This window comes from Pseudofrankia sp. DC12, from assembly GCF_000966285.1.
Taxonomy (GTDB): domain Bacteria; phylum Actinomycetota; class Actinomycetes; order Frankiales; family Frankiaceae; genus Pseudofrankia.
This window is the reverse complement of the sequence record NZ_KQ031391.1, coordinates 1,762,107-1,777,727: the sequence shown is the minus strand read 5'-3', so window position 1 is coordinate 1,777,727 and position 15,621 is coordinate 1,762,107. Positions and strand designations below refer to the sequence as shown.

The 15,621-nt window shown below is 73.8% G+C and carries 10 protein-coding genes; 9 read left to right on the top strand and 1 reads right to left on the bottom strand.

The window, feature by feature from the left end; translation table 11 throughout:
* Nucleotides 1-2 precede the first annotated feature (2 nt).
* Nucleotides 3-5,162 carry an Lhr family helicase gene (locus FRADC12_RS07140; protein ID WP_045876056.1) on the bottom strand — a complete coding sequence of 1,720 codons (5,160 nt, stop codon included), beginning with the start codon at nucleotides 5,160-5,162 and terminating at the stop codon, nucleotides 3-5.
* Nucleotides 5,163-5,319: 157 nt separating this feature from the next.
* Between FRADC12_RS07140 and FRADC12_RS07135 the strand changes: the two genes are divergently transcribed.
* From FRADC12_RS07135 to FRADC12_RS07095, 9 genes are all read left to right on the top strand, one after another.
* Nucleotides 5,320-5,514 (top strand): DUF3046 domain-containing protein, encoded by a 195-nt coding sequence (locus FRADC12_RS07135; protein WP_045876055.1) that lies wholly within the window; start codon nucleotides 5,320-5,322, stop codon nucleotides 5,512-5,514.
* 225 nt (nucleotides 5,515-5,739) lie between these two features.
* Entirely contained in the window at nucleotides 5,740-6,777 is a 1,038-nt protein-coding gene (gene recA / locus FRADC12_RS07130; protein WP_045876054.1) for a recombinase RecA, read from the top strand.
* Nucleotides 6,778-6,924: 147 nt separating this feature from the next.
* A complete protein-coding gene (locus tag FRADC12_RS07125) occupies nucleotides 6,925-7,482 on the top strand; it encodes a regulatory protein RecX (RefSeq protein WP_045876053.1) in 558 nt (185 codons plus the stop codon).
* A 558-nt stretch (nucleotides 7,483-8,040) separates the two neighbouring features.
* Entirely contained in the window at nucleotides 8,041-9,735 is a 1,695-nt protein-coding gene (gene rny, locus FRADC12_RS07120; RefSeq protein WP_045876052.1) for a ribonuclease Y, read from the top strand.
* A 308-nt stretch (nucleotides 9,736-10,043) separates the two neighbouring features.
* Nucleotides 10,044-11,795 carry a tRNA (N6-isopentenyl adenosine(37)-C2)-methylthiotransferase MiaB gene (gene miaB / locus FRADC12_RS07115; protein ID WP_255355178.1) on the top strand — a complete coding sequence of 584 codons (1,752 nt, stop codon included), beginning with the start codon at nucleotides 10,044-10,046 and terminating at the stop codon, nucleotides 11,793-11,795.
* A gap of 4 nt (nucleotides 11,796-11,799) precedes the next feature.
* Complete coding sequence (locus FRADC12_RS07110; RefSeq protein WP_045876051.1) at nucleotides 11,800-12,588, top strand: class III extradiol dioxygenase subunit B-like domain-containing protein; 789 nt, start codon at nucleotides 11,800-11,802, stop codon at nucleotides 12,586-12,588.
* Between the two features lie 35 nt (nucleotides 12,589-12,623).
* Nucleotides 12,624-13,433 carry an alpha/beta fold hydrolase gene (locus FRADC12_RS07105; RefSeq protein WP_232303660.1) on the top strand — a complete coding sequence of 270 codons (810 nt, stop codon included), beginning with the start codon at nucleotides 12,624-12,626 and terminating at the stop codon, nucleotides 13,431-13,433.
* Nucleotides 13,434-13,573: 140 nt separating this feature from the next.
* Complete coding sequence (gene miaA, locus FRADC12_RS07100; RefSeq protein WP_045879204.1) at nucleotides 13,574-14,503, top strand: tRNA (adenosine(37)-N6)-dimethylallyltransferase MiaA; 930 nt, start codon at nucleotides 13,574-13,576, stop codon at nucleotides 14,501-14,503.
* Nucleotides 14,504-14,685: 182 nt separating this feature from the next.
* Complete coding sequence (locus FRADC12_RS07095; RefSeq protein WP_045876049.1) at nucleotides 14,686-15,555, top strand: EAL domain-containing protein; 870 nt, start codon at nucleotides 14,686-14,688, stop codon at nucleotides 15,553-15,555.
* The last annotated feature ends 66 nt before the right edge of the window (nucleotides 15,556-15,621 follow it).

The following is a 15,621-nucleotide window of genomic DNA, read 5'->3' as shown; positions in this document are numbered from 1 at the left end:
GCTCAGCCCCGCAGCCGCAGGCCGCCGCGCGGCGTCGGGTGGAACCCCGCGCGCACCAGCGCGTCTCCGAGCGCGCTGCCGGTGATTGCTCGGCCGTCCGCCCGCTCGACGGCGAGCTGGCCGAGCCAGCCGTCGCGCACCGCCAGCGCGAGCGCGTCGACCGCCGGCTGCAGGGCGCGCGCGGGCTCCGGCCAGGACAACAAGGTCTTTCCTCCTCGCTCCACGTACAGCGCCAGGTCGCCGTCGACCAGCACCACCAGCGCCCCGGCCTTGCGGCCAGGCCGGTGGCCCGGCCCGTCGGCATCCTCGGCCCGGGCCGGCCACGCGAGGGCCGCGCCGTAGGGGTTCGCGGGGTCCGTGGCCGCTAGCACCACCGCGCGGCCGTCGGTCTCCCGGCGCCCGCCCGGCTGAGCCCGCCCGCCGCGTGCCGCGCCAGCAACCGGTCCGCCCGGTCCCGTTGTTCCGGGTTGCTCGGACCAGTCCGGCTCCTCGTCGGCGGCGCGCTGCGTGGCGGCGACGGCCCGCAGCCGGTCGACCGCGCCGGGCATCGCGAACTGGGCGGCACCGAGGCCTTCGACGAAGTAGCCGCGGCGGGCCCGGCCCGCGTCCTCGAAGGCGGACAGCACCCGGTAGACGGCGGCGAACCCGCCTGGTGCGCGCTCGGCGACGACCGCGCCGCGGGTGACGAGGCCGTGCCGGTCGAGCAGTGCCTCCGCCAGCGCGTGCGCCCGTCGGGTCGGGTCGGTGTCGCGGGGCGGGAGCAGCGACCAGCGGCCGGCGACCATGGGCGGGCCACCGCGCCGCGGTGTCGCGGGCCGGCCGGCCACGCCCGCGCCGGCGAGGCCGGCGCCGTAGCCGGAGGCGAACCGCATGCTCGAACGGCGCGGCCGAGCCGTCGCGCGGTGGGTGGTCGCCGAGCCGCCGGACAGCCGGGCGCGCAGCGGGGCGAGCGTGTCGTTGGTGATCAGGCCGGCCCAGACCAGGTCCCAGATCACGGCGGCCAGCGCGGCGTCGTCGAGGCTGCCGACCCGGTCGGACAGCGTACGGAAGAACAGCGCCTGGTCGTCGGCGAGCGCGTCGAGAACGGCCCGGTGCAGCGGGGTCGCGGCCGGGTCGTCGATCGCCGGGACCGCGCCGTCCTCGTCGGCGGCGGCCGCGCGTAGGCCCTCGTCGGTGCCCGCACGTGCGTCGGCCCGGCCGGTGGCGAGCGTGGCGAGGTCCGCCACCCCGCCCGGGTCCGCGCCGGAGTCGCCTGGCGCGCCGGCGGTCCGGGCGGCCAGGGCGGGCAGGAGCAGCGGGGCGGCGTCGGCGAGCACCAGCGTCACCCAGCCGTCATCGCCGGGCAGTCCGCCCGCTCCGGCCCAGAGCACCTCGCCGGTCGCGCACAGCTCGTCGAGCATCGCCGGTGAGTAGTCCGCGACCCGCGCCGGCAGGACCAGCTGCTCCCAGGCGCTCGCCGGGATCAGCGCCCCCTGTAGCTGCTCGACCGCCCGCGCGACGGCGTCGACGCCGCGGGCCCGGCCGGCCGTGACCGACTGCCAGGCCGGCAGGAAGGCGCCGAGCGCTCTTGGTGGCACCGCCTCCACCTCACGGCGCGACGCGGCGAGGCTGCGGCGGCGCAGCCGGCGCAGCACCTCGGCGTCACACCACTGCTCTCCGGTCCGGCCGGGCCGTAGCTCGCCGCGCACCAGCCGGCCCGCGCCCACCAGCCGTTCCAGCGCGCCGACGGCCACCGAGACACCGAGGCCGAACCGGGTGGCGAGCTCCTCGGCGTCGAACGAGCCACGCGTGCGCGCGAAGCGGGAGACCAGGTCGCCGAGCGGGTCGCGGACCGGCTCGGTGAACGCGGCCGGCACCCCAACCGGAAGCGGTACCCCCAACGCGTCCCGCAACCGACCGGCGTCCTCGACCGCGACCCAGCGCTCCTCGCCCGCGATCCGCACCTCCAGAGCCCGGCCCGCGGCCGCCAGCGCCGGCAGCCACTCCGCGGCCGCGCCTCTGGCCACCGCCTCGGCGGTGGTCAGGTCGCCGAGCACCCGCAGCAGGTCGGCGGCGCCCTCCAGATCGCGGGCCTGCCGGCCGGGCGCGAGCCGGGTCAGCTCCGCCTCGACCTCGGCGAGCGCGGCCGGGTCGATCAGCTCGCGCAGGTCGGTCTCGCCGAGCAGCTCGGCGAGCAGCCGGCTGTCCAGCGAGAGCACCTGGGCGCGGCGCTCGGCCAGCGGCGCGTCGCTGTCGTAGAGGAACGTGGCGACGTAGCCGAACAGCAACGAGCGGGCGAACGGGGAGGGCGCCGGCGTCTCCACCTCCACCACCCGCAGCCGGCGGGCGTCGACGTCGCGGTGCAGCTCGACCAGCGCCGGGACGTCGAAGACGTCCTGCAGGCACTCGCGCATCGTCTCCAGGACCACCGGGAAGTTCTCGAACCCGGCCGCCACCGACAGCAGCGCCGCGCTGCGCTGGCGCTGCTGCCACAGCGGGGTCCGCCGGCTGGGGGAGCGCCGCGGCAGCAGCAGGGCCCGCCCGGCGCACTCGCGGAACCGGCTCGCGAACAGCGCGCTCGCGCCGACCTCGGCCCGCACCACCGCGGCGATCTCGTCCGGGTCGAAGACGACGTCCGCGGCGCTTGGAGCGGCATCGGCGTCCGGCACCCGGGCGACGATGCCGTCGTCGGTGTGCATGACCTGGACCTCGGCGCCGTAACGCTCCCGCAGCCTGCCACCGATCGCGAGCGCCCACGGGGCGTTCACCCGGGCGCCGAACGGGGAGTGCACCGCGAGGCGCCAGTCACCCAGCTCGTCGCGGAACCGCTCGACCACGAGCGTCCGGTCGTCCGAGAGCCGGCCGGCCGCCTCCCGCTGCTCGGCGAGGTAGGTGAGCAGGTTGCTCGTGGCCCACTCGTCGAGGCCGGCCTGCCGCAGCCGAGCCTCGGCGTCCTGCGGGCTCTTCCTGGTCAGCTCCCGCAGGAAGGCGCCGAGGGCGCGCCCGAGCTCGGCGGGCCGGCCGGGGGAGTCGCCGTGCCAGAACGGGAGCCGGCCGGGCCGGCCCGGGGCCGGGGTGACCAGCACCCGGTCCGGGGTGATCTCCTCGATCCGCCAGCTCGACGAGCCGAGCAGCACCACGTCGCCGACCCGGGACTCGTAGACCATCTCCTCGTCGAGCTCGCCGACCCGGCTCGCCTTCTCGCCGACGAGAAACACGCCGAACAGGCCCCGGTCGGGGATCGTGCCGCCGCTGGTGACGGCGAGCCGCTGGGCGCCGGGCCGGCCGGCGACGGTGTTCGCGGCGCGGTCCCACACGATCCGCGGGCGCAGCTCGGCGAAGGCGTCCGACGGGTAGCGGCCGGACAGCATGTCCAGCACCGCGTCGAACGCGCTGCCCGGCAGCGTCGCGAACGGTGCCGCCCGGCGGACCAGCGCGCCCAGCTCGGCCACCGGCCAGGGGTCGACGGCCGTCATCGCCACGATCTGCTGGGCCAGCACGTCCAGCGGGTTGCGCGGGTAGCGGGCCTCCTCGATCGCGCCGTCGCGCATCCGCTCGGCGACGACGGCCGCCTCCAGCAGATCCGCGCGGTGGCTGGGGAGGACCACCCCTCGGCTCTCCACGCCGACCTGGTGGCCGGCTCGGCCGACCCGCTGCATGCCCGCCGCGACGCTCGGCGGCGACGAGATCTGCACGACCAGGTCGACGGCGCCCATGTCGATGCCCAGCTCCAGGCTGGACGTCGCGACGACGGCGGGCAGCCGGCCGGCCTTGAGGTCCTCCTCGATCAGCAGCCGCTGCTCCCGGCTCACGCTGCCGTGGTGGGCGCGGGCGACCTCGGCGTACGGCAGCGACCCGCGAGCCAGCCCGGCGGCGCCCATCACCTCGGCTGGCGTCACCCGGATGGGCTCACCCTGGTGCCTGCCTGAGGCGGGTACGCGCGCTTCGGTGCCTGCTGGCCGGGCCGATCCGTGGTCGCCGCTCGGGCTGTCGAGATCGACCAGCAGGCTGCCCGCATCTGGAGGGCCGTCGTCACCCGGCGGGCCGTCGAGCTCGTCCAGGTCGATCCGGCCGCCGCCGCGTTCCACCCGCGCCGCCTCGGCCGCGATCAGCCGTTCGGCGTGCAGCTCGTTCAGCCGGGCACAGAGCCGTTCGGCGACCCGGCGGGAGTTGGCGAAGACGATCGTCGACGTGTGAGCCTCGATCAGGTCGAGGACGCGGGCCTCCACGGCCGGCCAGATCGACGGCCTGGTCGGCTCGGCGACCGGTGGGCCGCCGTCGAGGCTCTCCAGGGTCGGTCGCGCCGACACCCCGCCCGGCGCGGTCAGCCCGGCGAGCCCGGCCGGAGCGCCTGGGTCGGCCATGTCACGCACCGGCACCACGACGTCGACCAGCAGCGTCTTGCTGGCCGGCGGCCGGACGACCGTCACCGGCCGGGCGCCGCCGAGGAACCGGGCGACCTCCTCGACCGGCCGCACCGTTGCTGACAGCCCGACCCGGCGGGCCAGCGGCGCCCCAGCTGGCGGGTCGGCCGTGCCCGCGGGCCGATGGCGGCCCGGCTCCGGCGTCCGCAGCGCGTCCAGCCGCTCCAGGCTGAGGGCCAGATGGGCGCCGCGCTTGGTGCTCGCGACCGCGTGCACCTCGTCGACGATCACCGTCTCCACCGCGCGCAGCGCCTCGCGCGCCTGGCTGGTCAGAATGAGGAAGAGCGACTCCGGGGTGGTGATCAGAATGTCTGGCGGGGTCCGGCCGAACGCCCGCCGCTCGGTCGCGGGGGTGTCGCCGGTGCGCATCCCGATCCTGATCTCGGGAACCGCGTGGCCGAGCCGGGTCGCCGCCGCCTGAATGCCCGCCAGCGGGGCGCGCAGGTTGCGGGCGACGTCGACGGCGAGTGCCTTCAGGGGGCTGACGTAGAGCACCCGGCACCGCCGGGTCGGGTCGGCCGGCGGGCTGGAGCGTGCCAGCTCGTCGAGCGACCACAGGAACGCGGCCAGCGTCTTGCCGGATCCGGTCGGCGCCACCACCAGCGCGCTCCCGCCTGCGCGCACCGCCGCCCACGCGCCCGTCTGGGCCGGGGTCGGCGCGGGGAAGGCAGCCTGGAACCACGCCCTGGTCGGCGCCGAGAACGCGGCGAGCGGATCGGAGTCTGGCACGCCCGCCAGTCTGCCTCCCGCCTCCGACATAACGCCCCGATCCGGCGCCGGGCCTGAGCCTGCGGCGGTCCCGTCGTCCGCGCGGCTGGGGCCGTGATGGCCCGAAGGGGAACGGCTCGCCGGGCGTTTGGTGGGGTGACCGCACCTGGCTGGCAGGGCCGTCATCCGGGCGCGGCAGACTGGATGGGTGCGACTCACCGAGTTCTGGTCCAGGATGAACCGCCAGTTCGGGGCCGACTATGCGGAATCGGTTGCCCGGGACCACGTGCTGGGCAGCCTGGGCGGTGCCACCGTCGAGGGGGCGCTGGCCCGTGGTGACGACGCGAAGGCCGTCTGGCGCGCTGTCTGCCAGGAGTTCGACGTCCCGGCCCGGGAGCACTGACCTTCGACGTCACTGTCCGCGCCCAGGTGCCTCGCTGGCCCGTCTGGGAAAAGCCGGGGCGCGCTGGCGCGCCGACGTTCAGGTCGAACGAGTGTTCGGTTAGTCTGACCACAGGTAGACCGTTGTCCACAGTTGCGGGACACCCTCTCGAAACTGTCGGACCCACCCCCTAACGTCGCCTTCGTGGCCACCAAGACTCGACGACCTCAGCCAGGAGTAGCTCCCATGGCAGGACCCGACCGCGAGAAGGCTCTCGAGAACGCCCTCGCGCAGATCGACAAGCAGTTCGGCAAGGGCTCCGTCATGCGCCTCGGCGACGAGACCCGCGTACCGATCCAGGCGATCCCGACCGGCTCGATCGCCCTCGACGTGGCGTTGGGGATCGGTGGTCTGCCCCGCGGCCGGATCGTCGAGATCTACGGCCCGGAGTCGTCCGGCAAGACGACGGTCGCGCTGCACGCCGTGGCCAACGCCCAGGCCCTCGGCGGGATCGCCGCCTTCATCGACGCCGAGCACGCGCTCGACCCGGAGTACGCCACCAAGCTCGGCGTCGACACGGACAACCTGCTGGTCTCCCAGCCGGACACCGGTGAGCAGGCGCTGGAGATCGCGGACCTGCTGGTCCGCTCGGGCGCGCTGGACATCATCGTCATCGACTCGGTCGCGGCGCTGGTGCCCCGCGCCGAGATCGAGGGCGAGATGGGCGACAGCCACGTCGGCCTGCAGGCCCGGCTGATGTCCCAGGCGCTGCGGAAGATGACCGGCGCGCTGTCGAACTCGAACACCACCGCGATCTTCATCAACCAGCTGCGCGAGAAGATCGGCGTGATGTTCGGCTCGCCGGAGACCACCACGGGTGGCAAGGCGCTGAAGTTCTACGCCTCCGTCCGCCTCGACGTCCGCCGGATCGAGACGCTCAAGGACGGCGCGGACGCGGTCGGCAACCGGACCAGGGTCAAGGTCGTCAAGAACAAGGTGGCCCCGCCGTTCCGGACCGCTGAGTTCGACATCGTGTACGGCGGCGGCATCAGTCGCGAAGGCTCGCTCATCGACATGGGCGTCGAGCACGGAATCATCCGGAAGTCCGGCGCCTGGTACACGTACGACGGCGACCAGCTCGGCCAGGGCAAGGAGAACGCCCGCAACTTCCTGCGCGACAACCCCGATCTCGCCGACGAGATCGAGAAACGCATCAAGGAGAAGCTCGGCATCATCCCCACCCTCGACGGTGACACCCTGGCTCCGGTCCCGGTCGACATCTAGGCGGATCGGTCGCCGGTCCGCCTGTCGCCGGTCGGTCTGTCGCCGGTCCGCCGGGCCGGCCTTTCGGTGCCCGACCTCCCCGCGACGACGGATGGGTGGGGACCGTGTGTCGAGCGCCTGAGGTGGTCTTTCGGAGCTGGGAGGTGGATGGTGGCGCGGGCCAGGGCGGGCCAGGAGGCGGACGTCGAGCGGGATCCGGTGGCCGTCGCTCGGGAGATCTGTCTACGGCAGCTGGCGGTTCGAGCGCGGAGCCGAGCCGAGCTGGCCGGAGCGCTGCGGCGGCGCGGGGTGGCCGACGACGTCGCGGAGGCGGTGCTCGACCGGCTGACGGCGGTCGGACTGATCGACGATGATGCCTTCGCCGCGGCGGTGGTCTCCTCTGCCCACGAGAACCGTGGGCTCGCCCGGCGGGGCCTCGCCGTCGAGCTGCGTCGCCGGGGGATCGCCGACGACGTCGCGACGACGGCGCTCGCCAGTGTGGACGGCGCCGCCGAGGAGACGGCCGCTCGCGACCTCGTCGCCCGCCGGCTGCGTGGCATGCGCGGGCTCGAGACGCAGGTGCAGCTGCGCCGCCTGGTGGCGATGCTCGGCCGGAAGGGCTACCCGACGGATCTCGCGGTCCGGGTCGTCACCGAGCTGCTCGAAGCAGCCGACAGCGAGGCGCTCGACGACGTCCTCGGCGACCTGGACGAGGGCGAGGGGTGACTCCGGGAAGCCGTCGACGCGCCCGCGGGCACGCCTGTACCGGCAGCCGGGCTCCAAGAAGCGGCGACAGACCGAGAAGGCCGTTGACCTGCGGGCTAGAGACCAACGATCTGCGCTGTCCGGTATTTCTTGACCCGCCAAAACTGATCGATCTACGCTCAGCAACGGCGCGAGGACTCCCGCGGACAACGCGGTCGCTATAGTTGACTCAAGTGCATATGTAGGCGACGCCACCCAGTGCTCCCTCGTGCTACCGAGATCCCTCGGTCACGCAAGGAGAGTTTCCGTGTACCTGGAGACTGCCACCGGGTGAATGCCGACGGGGTCGAGAAGGCGTCCTGGCGTTTTCTCCGGCCCTGGTGGAAATGCCGCCGTCTCGCGTGGGCTACTCGCCGCTCCGGTCCGTTCGACGGGACCCGACAGGGTCGGCTTTTGTAGTTCGCCGGCCTTGGGCTGGCTCCCGGTGGGCTGGACGTGTGCCCGGGAGCAGCTTTCCGTCGACTCCGCCCGGGGTTGGTGGGGGCTCCTGCTCCACGACCCGGATCGGGAGGAGCAGCGTTGATCGGCGTGCTCGTGGCACTCGTCGTGGTGGTGCTGGTGGCCATCGTCGCCCTCGCTCTGGTCGTCCTACGGCTGTTGCGGGCGGGCTCGCGCACGGGCATCGAGCCGGGCGCACGGCCATCGTCGGTGCCGGACGCCGACGCGGCGGCTGCGCTGCGTGCCGCACAGGCCGAAGCAGTCGCCCATGCAGAGACGGTCGCCCGGGAGCGCGCCACGGCCGTGGCCCGGGAGCACGCCGAGGCCACCTCCCGGGAGCAGGCCCAGGCCTTGGCCCGCAAGCTCGCCGAGGCCGACCGCGAACGGGCCGAAGTGGCCCGCCGTGAGGCCCACGAGGAACGCGACAAAGCGATGGCCGAGCTTCGTGGCCGCCGAGCCGAACTGCGCGAGTGGGACAGCAGGCTCACCCAGCGCGAGGCCCGCATCGAGGAACGCCTTGCCACCCTGGAAGACCAGACCCGACGGATCGAGTCCCGTGACCGCGAGCTCGCCGATCGGGATGCCTCCCTTGCCCGTCGGGCCAGGGACGCCGAGGAGCTGGACGCTCGTCGGGTCGCGGCACTCGAACAGGCGGCTGGCATGACCTCGGCCGAGGCGAAGACCGAACTGCTGTCGGTGGTCGAGCACCACGCTCGGCTGGAGGCAGCGGCGCTGGCGCGCGAGATCGAGGCGCGTGCCGAGGACGAGGCCCAGGACAGGGCCCGGCGCATCGTCACCATCGCGATCCAGCGGGTCGCCGCCGAGCAGACCGCTGAGTCGGTCGTCTCCGTACTGCACCTGCCGGGCGACGAGATGAAGGGCCGGATCATCGGCCGCGAAGGCCGCAACATCCGCGCCTTCGAGTCGGTCACCGGTGTGAACGTGCTCATCGACGACACTCCCGAGGCGGTACTGCTCAGCTGCTTCGACCCGGTCCGCCGTGAGGTCGGCCGGATCACGCTGTCCGCGTTGGTCGCCGACGGCCGGATTCATCCGCAGCGGATCGAGGAGGAGTACGAGCGCGCCCAGCGCGAGGTCGAGGAGCGCTGCGTGCGCGCAGGCAAGGACGCGCTGGTCGAGGTCGGCATCGGCGAGATGCATCCGGAGTTGGTCGTGCTGCTCGGCCGGCTGCGGTACCGCACCAGCTACGGCCAGAACGTGCTGGGCCACCTGGTCGAGTCCGCGCACCTGGCCGGGCTGATGGCCGCGGAGCTGCGGCTGCCGGCGGTGATCGCCAAGCGCGGCACCCTGCTGCACGATCTCGGCAAGGCGCTGACCCACGAGGTCGAGGGCTCGCATGCCCTGGTGGGCGCCGAGATCGCCCGTCGCTACGGCGAGCACGAGGACGTCGTGCACGCCATTGAGGCCCATCACAACGAGGTCGAGCCGCGTTCCGTCGAGGCGGTGCTCACCCAGGCCGCGGACGCGATCTCCGGTGGCCGGCCCGGCGCCCGGCGCGAGAGCCTTGAGTCCTACGTGCGGCGCCTGGAGCGCATTGAGCAGATCGCCGCCGAGCGCCCCGGCGTCGAGCGGGTGTTCGCCATGCAGGCCGGGCGGGAGGTTCGAGTGATGGTCGTCCCCGAAGAGGTCGACGACTCCGCGGCCCGTCTGCTCGCCCGGGACGTCGCCCGCCAGATCGAGGACGAGCTCACCTACCCAGGCCAGATCCGGGTCACTGTGGTCCGCGAGACCCGCGCCATCGAAACCGCCAAATAGGGCGGTCCACGAGGCGGGTATCGGTGCGGTTCCGGCGACGCGACCATCGCTGGAAGGGAGTGCGGACCGAGCCGGATCGCCCGCTGTCTGGACCGGCCGCGCGGGCCTCGGCCAGGTGCGTTCCTCGGCGCCCAAGCGCGTTCCGCCGAACGCGGAGATCATCTCGACCCCAACGGCCACCACGGTTGGGCCGAGGCCACCAGCGAGCATCGGCCCGCGCCCGACATGCGGGCCCAGTCGCGCCCCCGGACGTCCACCGAAGATCGCCGTTTCGGTCCTCCTTGCGGTTGTGAACTAGGCTGGTAAGCGTGATTGGCCGTAGTTACCAGGTGCGCACGTTCGGGTGCCAGATGAACGTGCACGATTCAGAGCGGATCTCGGGTCTGCTCGAATCCGCCGGCTATGTCCCGGTGCCGGCCGGCGAGACGCCCGACCTTGTCGTGTTCAACACCTGTGCCGTCCGGGAGAACGCCGACAACCGGCTGTACGGGAACCTCGGCCATCTGTATCCGACGAAGCGCGACAACCCGGGCATGCAGATCGCCGTCGGCGGCTGCCTCGCGCAGAAGGACCGCGGCACGATCACTCGTAAGGCCCCGTGGGTGGACGTCGTCTTCGGCACCCACAACCTGCACCGCCTGCCGGTGCTGCTGGAGCGCGCCCGGCACAATTCCGCGGCCCAGGTCGAGATCGCCGAGGTTCTCGAGGTCTTTCCCAGCACGCTGCCGGCGCGGCGGGCCAGCCACGCGTCTGCCTGGGTGAGCATCAGCGTCGGCTGCGACAACACCTGCACGTTCTGCATCGTCCCGAGCCTGCGCGGCAAGGAACGCGACCGCCGGCCCGGGGACGTGCTCGCCGAGGTGGAGGCGCTGGTCGCCGACGGCGCCGTCGAGATCACGCTGCTCGGCCAGAACGTCAACTCCTACGGCCGTTCCTTCGGAGACCCGGCCGCCTTCGCCAAGCTGCTGCGGGCCTGCGGTCGGATCGAGGGCCTTGAGCGGGTCCGGTTCACCTCTCCGCACCCACGCGACTTCACCGACGACGTGATCGTCGCGATGGCCGAAACCCCGAACGTGTGCCCCAGCCTGCACATGCCCCTGCAGTCGGGCTCCGATGACGTGCTGCGCCGGATGCGGCGTTCGTATCGCCGGGACCGTTACCTCGGCATCGTCGAACGGGTCCGAGCCGCGCTTCCCGACGCCGCGATCACCACCGACGTCATCGTTGGCTTTCCGGGCGAGACCGAACGCGACTTCCTCGACACCCTCGACGTCGTCGGCGAGGCCCGCTTCTCCGGTGCGTTCACCTTCCAGTACTCGCCCCGGCCCGGCACCCCTGCCGCGACCATGGACGAGCAGGTCCCGCCCGCCGTCGTGGCCGAGCGCTACGGCCGGCTGGTCGCGCTCCAGGACGAGGTCTCCCTGGCGGAGAACCGGGCCCAGGTCGGGCGGACCGTCGAGGTCCTGCTGGCGGAGGGGGAGGGTCGCAAGGACGACGCCACCGGCCGCCGCTCGGGCCGAGCCCGGGACGGCCGGCTCGTCCACCTCGGGCCCGACGCCAACGCGTCCGCCCGCTCGGGCGTCACCACCTCGCCCGCCGAAGAGGCGGCGGTGCTCGCCGAACTGGCCCGGCTGCGTCCCGGCGACGTCGCCACCACCATGATCACCTACGGTGCGCCGCACTACCTGGTCGCCGCCGGTGCGCCGCTCACCGCCCGGGCCACCCGCGCCGGCGATCTCTGGGAGGCCGACCGGGCGGCGCCCGCGGGCCCGGCCCGCCAGTCGGTCAGCCTGGGCATGCCGGCCATCGGCACCTCGGCCGCCACCGGCGGTCGCGCCCACCCCGCTGGTGAGACGCACGCGGCAGGCCAGTCACACGAGGCAAGTCAGCCGCACGGCGACGGGCACGCAGGTGGCTGTTCGACAGCCGGTTGCGGTCTCCCGGACGCCCAGGCCGCCCAGGCTGGCGGTGCCATGGTCGGCTCCGGAACTGACACGTCTGTGGCCGCCTCGGCCGACGGCGTCGCGGCCTCGGCCTCGGCCTCGGCCTCGGCACGGTAACGAAGTGCCGCTCGTAGTCGCGGCGGTCTGCCCGCACCCGCCGTTGCTGGTACCCAGGGTCGGCGCCGGCGAGCCGGTCGCGGCCCGCCTTCCCGCGTTGGCCGCGATTGATCGCCTTCGGGCGGCGAACCCGGATGTTCTGGTAGTCGTTGGCGATGATCCGGACGCCCTCGCGACCGGCTTCAACGTCTACCCGCCGGCAGCGGTCGGCGACTTCCGTGGCTTCGGCGTCAACTACCAGGTCCCGCTCGGGCCGGTCCCGGCCGCCGGGGTGCCCGGTGCGGCTGGAGGCCTCAACTCCGTGGGGGAGGGCGACTCTGCCGAGGCCCCCAGATTGCCGTTGTCACTCGCGGTCGGCGCCTGGCTGCTCGCCGAGACGGGCTGGGAGATCGCTCGCTGGGGCCTGGGGGTCTCGGCGAAGACGGAGGCGACGCAGGCCGCCAGCCGGGGCGCCGAGCTGGTCGCGGGACCGGAACTCGTCGCGCTGCTCGTGATGGGCGACGGGAGCGCCCGCAGGACGGTCAAGGCCCCTGGCTCCCTGGACGAGCGAGCCGAACCCTGCGACGCGGTCGTCGAACGCGCGCTAGCGACGGTCGATCTCGACGCGCTGCTCGCTCTCGAACCGGGCCTCGCCGCCGACCTGCTGGTGGCCGGCCGCGCCCCGTGGCAGGTCCTCGCCGGCGCGGCGGCCGTCCCAGGAACGCCCACCTGGTCGGCGGACGTTTTGTACGCGGACGCCCCGTATGGGGTCGGGTATTTCGTCTGCCTGTGGGAACCGGGGGGTAGCGCGTGACGAGGGCCATTGACAGGTTGGACGAGCCCCAAACCGTGACCGTGGGCGGTCTCGCCGCCCTCGTGGCCGGACCGGCCGACGGCGCGGCCGTACTGATGCTGCCCGGCTTCACCGGCAGCAAGGAGGACTTCGTCCCCATCCTGCCCCTGCTGGCGACGGCCGGGCTGCGCGCGGTCGCGGTCGACCTACGCGGACAGCACGAGTCGAAGGGCGACCCTGACGGGCCCGACAGCCAGTTCTCGCTGGATGGCCTTGCGTCCGACGTGGCCTTGGTGGCCAAGGAGCTTGGCGGCCAGGTCCATCTCGTCGGCCACTCGTTTGGTGGCCTCGTCGCGCGGGCCACGCTGCTGGAGCGTCCCGCGCTGTTGGCGTCGGTGACCTTCTTCGGCTCCGGGCCCGCGGCGATCGGCGGGCCGCGTGGTCTGGCCCTGCGGGCGCTGTACGCGCTCTACGCCCAGGGCGGCCTCAAGGCGGTCTGGGACGGCACCCGCGCGATCGACCCGGCGGTCCGTTCCGCCGAGGAGGTCGAGTTCCTGCGGCGCCGGTTCTTCGGCAGCTCCGAGCGGGGCATGCTCGTGATGGCACAGACGCTGCTCGACGAGACGGACCGGGTCGCCGAGGCGGCGGCCGTCGCCGCGGCGCACGGCATCCCGCTCCTGGTCACCCACGGGGTCGACGACGACGCGTGGCTGCCGACGCAGCAGGCGGACATGGCCGTGCGGCTGGGGGCCCGCCACGCCGCCATCCCCGCCGCGATGCACTCGCCCGCCGTGCAGAACCCGACCGGCACCGCCGATGTGCTGGTCGCCTTCATCCGCGCGGCCGAAACCGAGGCAGCGGCCTGAACGACGGCGGCGACGCTCGCGGGCGGCCGGCCCGGACGGCCACCAGGCCGCCGCTACCGACGGTCACGTCGGTTGTCGCGGGCCGTCCTACGCCCGGGCCATCCGTGGCAGGCTTGACGGAATTCTGAAGGGCGGTGGCGGTGCGCGACGACGTTGACGGGCAGCGGCAACCTGGTGGCCGCGTGGTCGCGATCGTCGGGCCCACCGCTGCCGGCAAGAGTGACCTGGCTCTGGACTTCGTCGCGTCGCTGGACGCCGGCACAGCCGAGATCATCAATGCCGACTCGATGCAGCTCTACCGGGGCATGGATATCGGCACCGCCAAGGTCCCACCGGACGAGCGCCGCGGAATACCGCATCATCTTCTTGACATCTGGGACGTCACGAGGACCGCCGACGTCGCCAGCTACCAGCGAGACGCGCGCGAGATCGTCGACCGTCTCCTGGCCGAGGGCCGGCTCCCGGTGCTCGTCGGTGGTTCCGGGCTCTACATCCGGGCCGTGCTCGACGAGCTGGAGTTTCCCGGCACGGACCCGGTGATCCGCGCGGGGCTGGAGGCCCGGCTGGCCGAGATCGGCCCGGAGGCGCTGCACGCCGAGCTGGCGGCGGCGGCCCCGGCCGCCGCGACGGCGATCCTGCCCTCGAACGGCCGGCGGATCGTGCGGGCGCTGGAGGTCGTGGCGCTGACCGGGGGGTTTGTCGCGCGGCTGCCCGAGCACCGCTCGCACTACGACGTCGTCGTAGTCGGTGTCGACCGGGCCGACCTGGACGACCGGATCACGGCCCGGGTCGACCGGATGTGGGCCGCCGGCCTCGTCGAGGAGGTCCGCGAGCTGGACAAGGCCGGCCTGTCGACGGGACGGACCGCGTCGCGCGCGCTGGGCTACGCGCAGGTGCTCGGCTGGCTACAGGGCGAGTTCGCGTCGCAGGACGACGCCCGCGCCGCGACCGTGACGGCGACGCGGCGGTTCGCGCGTCGGCAAAGGTCGTGGTTCCGACGTGATCCACGGATAAGCTGGCTCGACCAGCCCGATGCCGGCACCGTCCGCCGTCTGGTGGGTTCGTTGTGAACCTGCTCGTTGTGAACCTGCTCGCTGTGAACCTGCTCGCTGTGAACCTGGAAGGGCCGGCGGGCGCGGGGCTTCGTCATCGCCGCGCGCTGCGCGGCCCGTGACGTGTGACCGGACGTCTTTCCGCCGAAGTGCGCCGGCGGAGGCGCGGCCGGTCCATCCCGGCATCCGGGAGTGGCCGCGTGACCCAGCTCGACCTTGCGCTCATTCATGCTCTCTACGCCGCCTTCGACGACGGCACGCTGCGGTTCACCTTCGAGCCCGAGGTGGACCTGCGGACCGGCTCCGTTCCGGGGATGACCGCCCGCCTGCAGTGGGCCCACGCAGACAGAGGCCTGCTCGACGCCGCCGACGTACGGGTCATCGCCCAGTTCGCCGGGCTCGCCGACCAGCTCGACCAGTGGGCGCTGCGCGCCGCCGTCACCGAGTGCCGGACCTGGCATCGGATGGCCACCGGCAGCGCCGTCCGGCCGCCCCGGCTGTGGCTGCACATCGGCTCCCGCCAGCTCGCGCAGCCGCGGTTCGCGGACGAGATCGTCACGATGGTCCGCGACCGCGGCGCGTTGCCACCCGGGGCCGTCGGCCTCGCGTTCACCGAGGATGTGCTGGGACGGGCCGACCCGTCCCTGCCTCGCACCCTCGACCGGCTGCGCGACAGCGGCGTGGCCGTCGCCGTGCGCGCGTTCGGCCGCTGGATCGGCTCGCCGGCCACCCTGGACCTGCTGCCCCTCGACCTCGTCCGGCTCGACGACCGTTTCCTGCGGGCCACGCTGCGCGATCTGGAGGGCGAGTCGGTCTTCGCCGCGATGGTGGCCCTGGCCCGACGCCGCCGGACGGCGGTCCTCGCCGACGGCGTCGACACCGCCCGCTTCGCCGCCCGCCTCATCAGCCTCGGCTGTGACCGGGCCACCGGCCCGGTGTTCTGCCCACCCCTCGGCGTGGACGAGGCCCGGCTGCTGGCGCTCGGCCGCGGCCGTCCCGACGAGCCCCGCACCACACGCCGGGCCGGCGCCCCCGACGAGGCCACCTTCGACATGGCGCCCACCGCCTGACGCCACCCCTTGGCCCGCGGGGCGAGGTCCTGGCCGGGCCCTGGCGGAACTCGCGGGGCCGTCGAG

Excerpts from the sequence above, each read along its gene's own strand:
- FRADC12_RS07125 (WP_045876053.1), top strand. The coding sequence starts at position 6,925 with ATGGTGGCGCGGGCCAGGGCGGGCCAGGAGGCGGACGTCGAGCGGGAT.
- FRADC12_RS07140 (WP_045876056.1), bottom strand. The coding sequence starts at position 5,162 with ATGTCGGAGGCGGGAGGCAGACTGGCGGGCGTGCCAGACTCCGATCCG.
- recA (WP_045876054.1), top strand. The coding sequence starts at position 5,740 with ATGGCAGGACCCGACCGCGAGAAGGCTCTCGAGAACGCCCTCGCGCAG.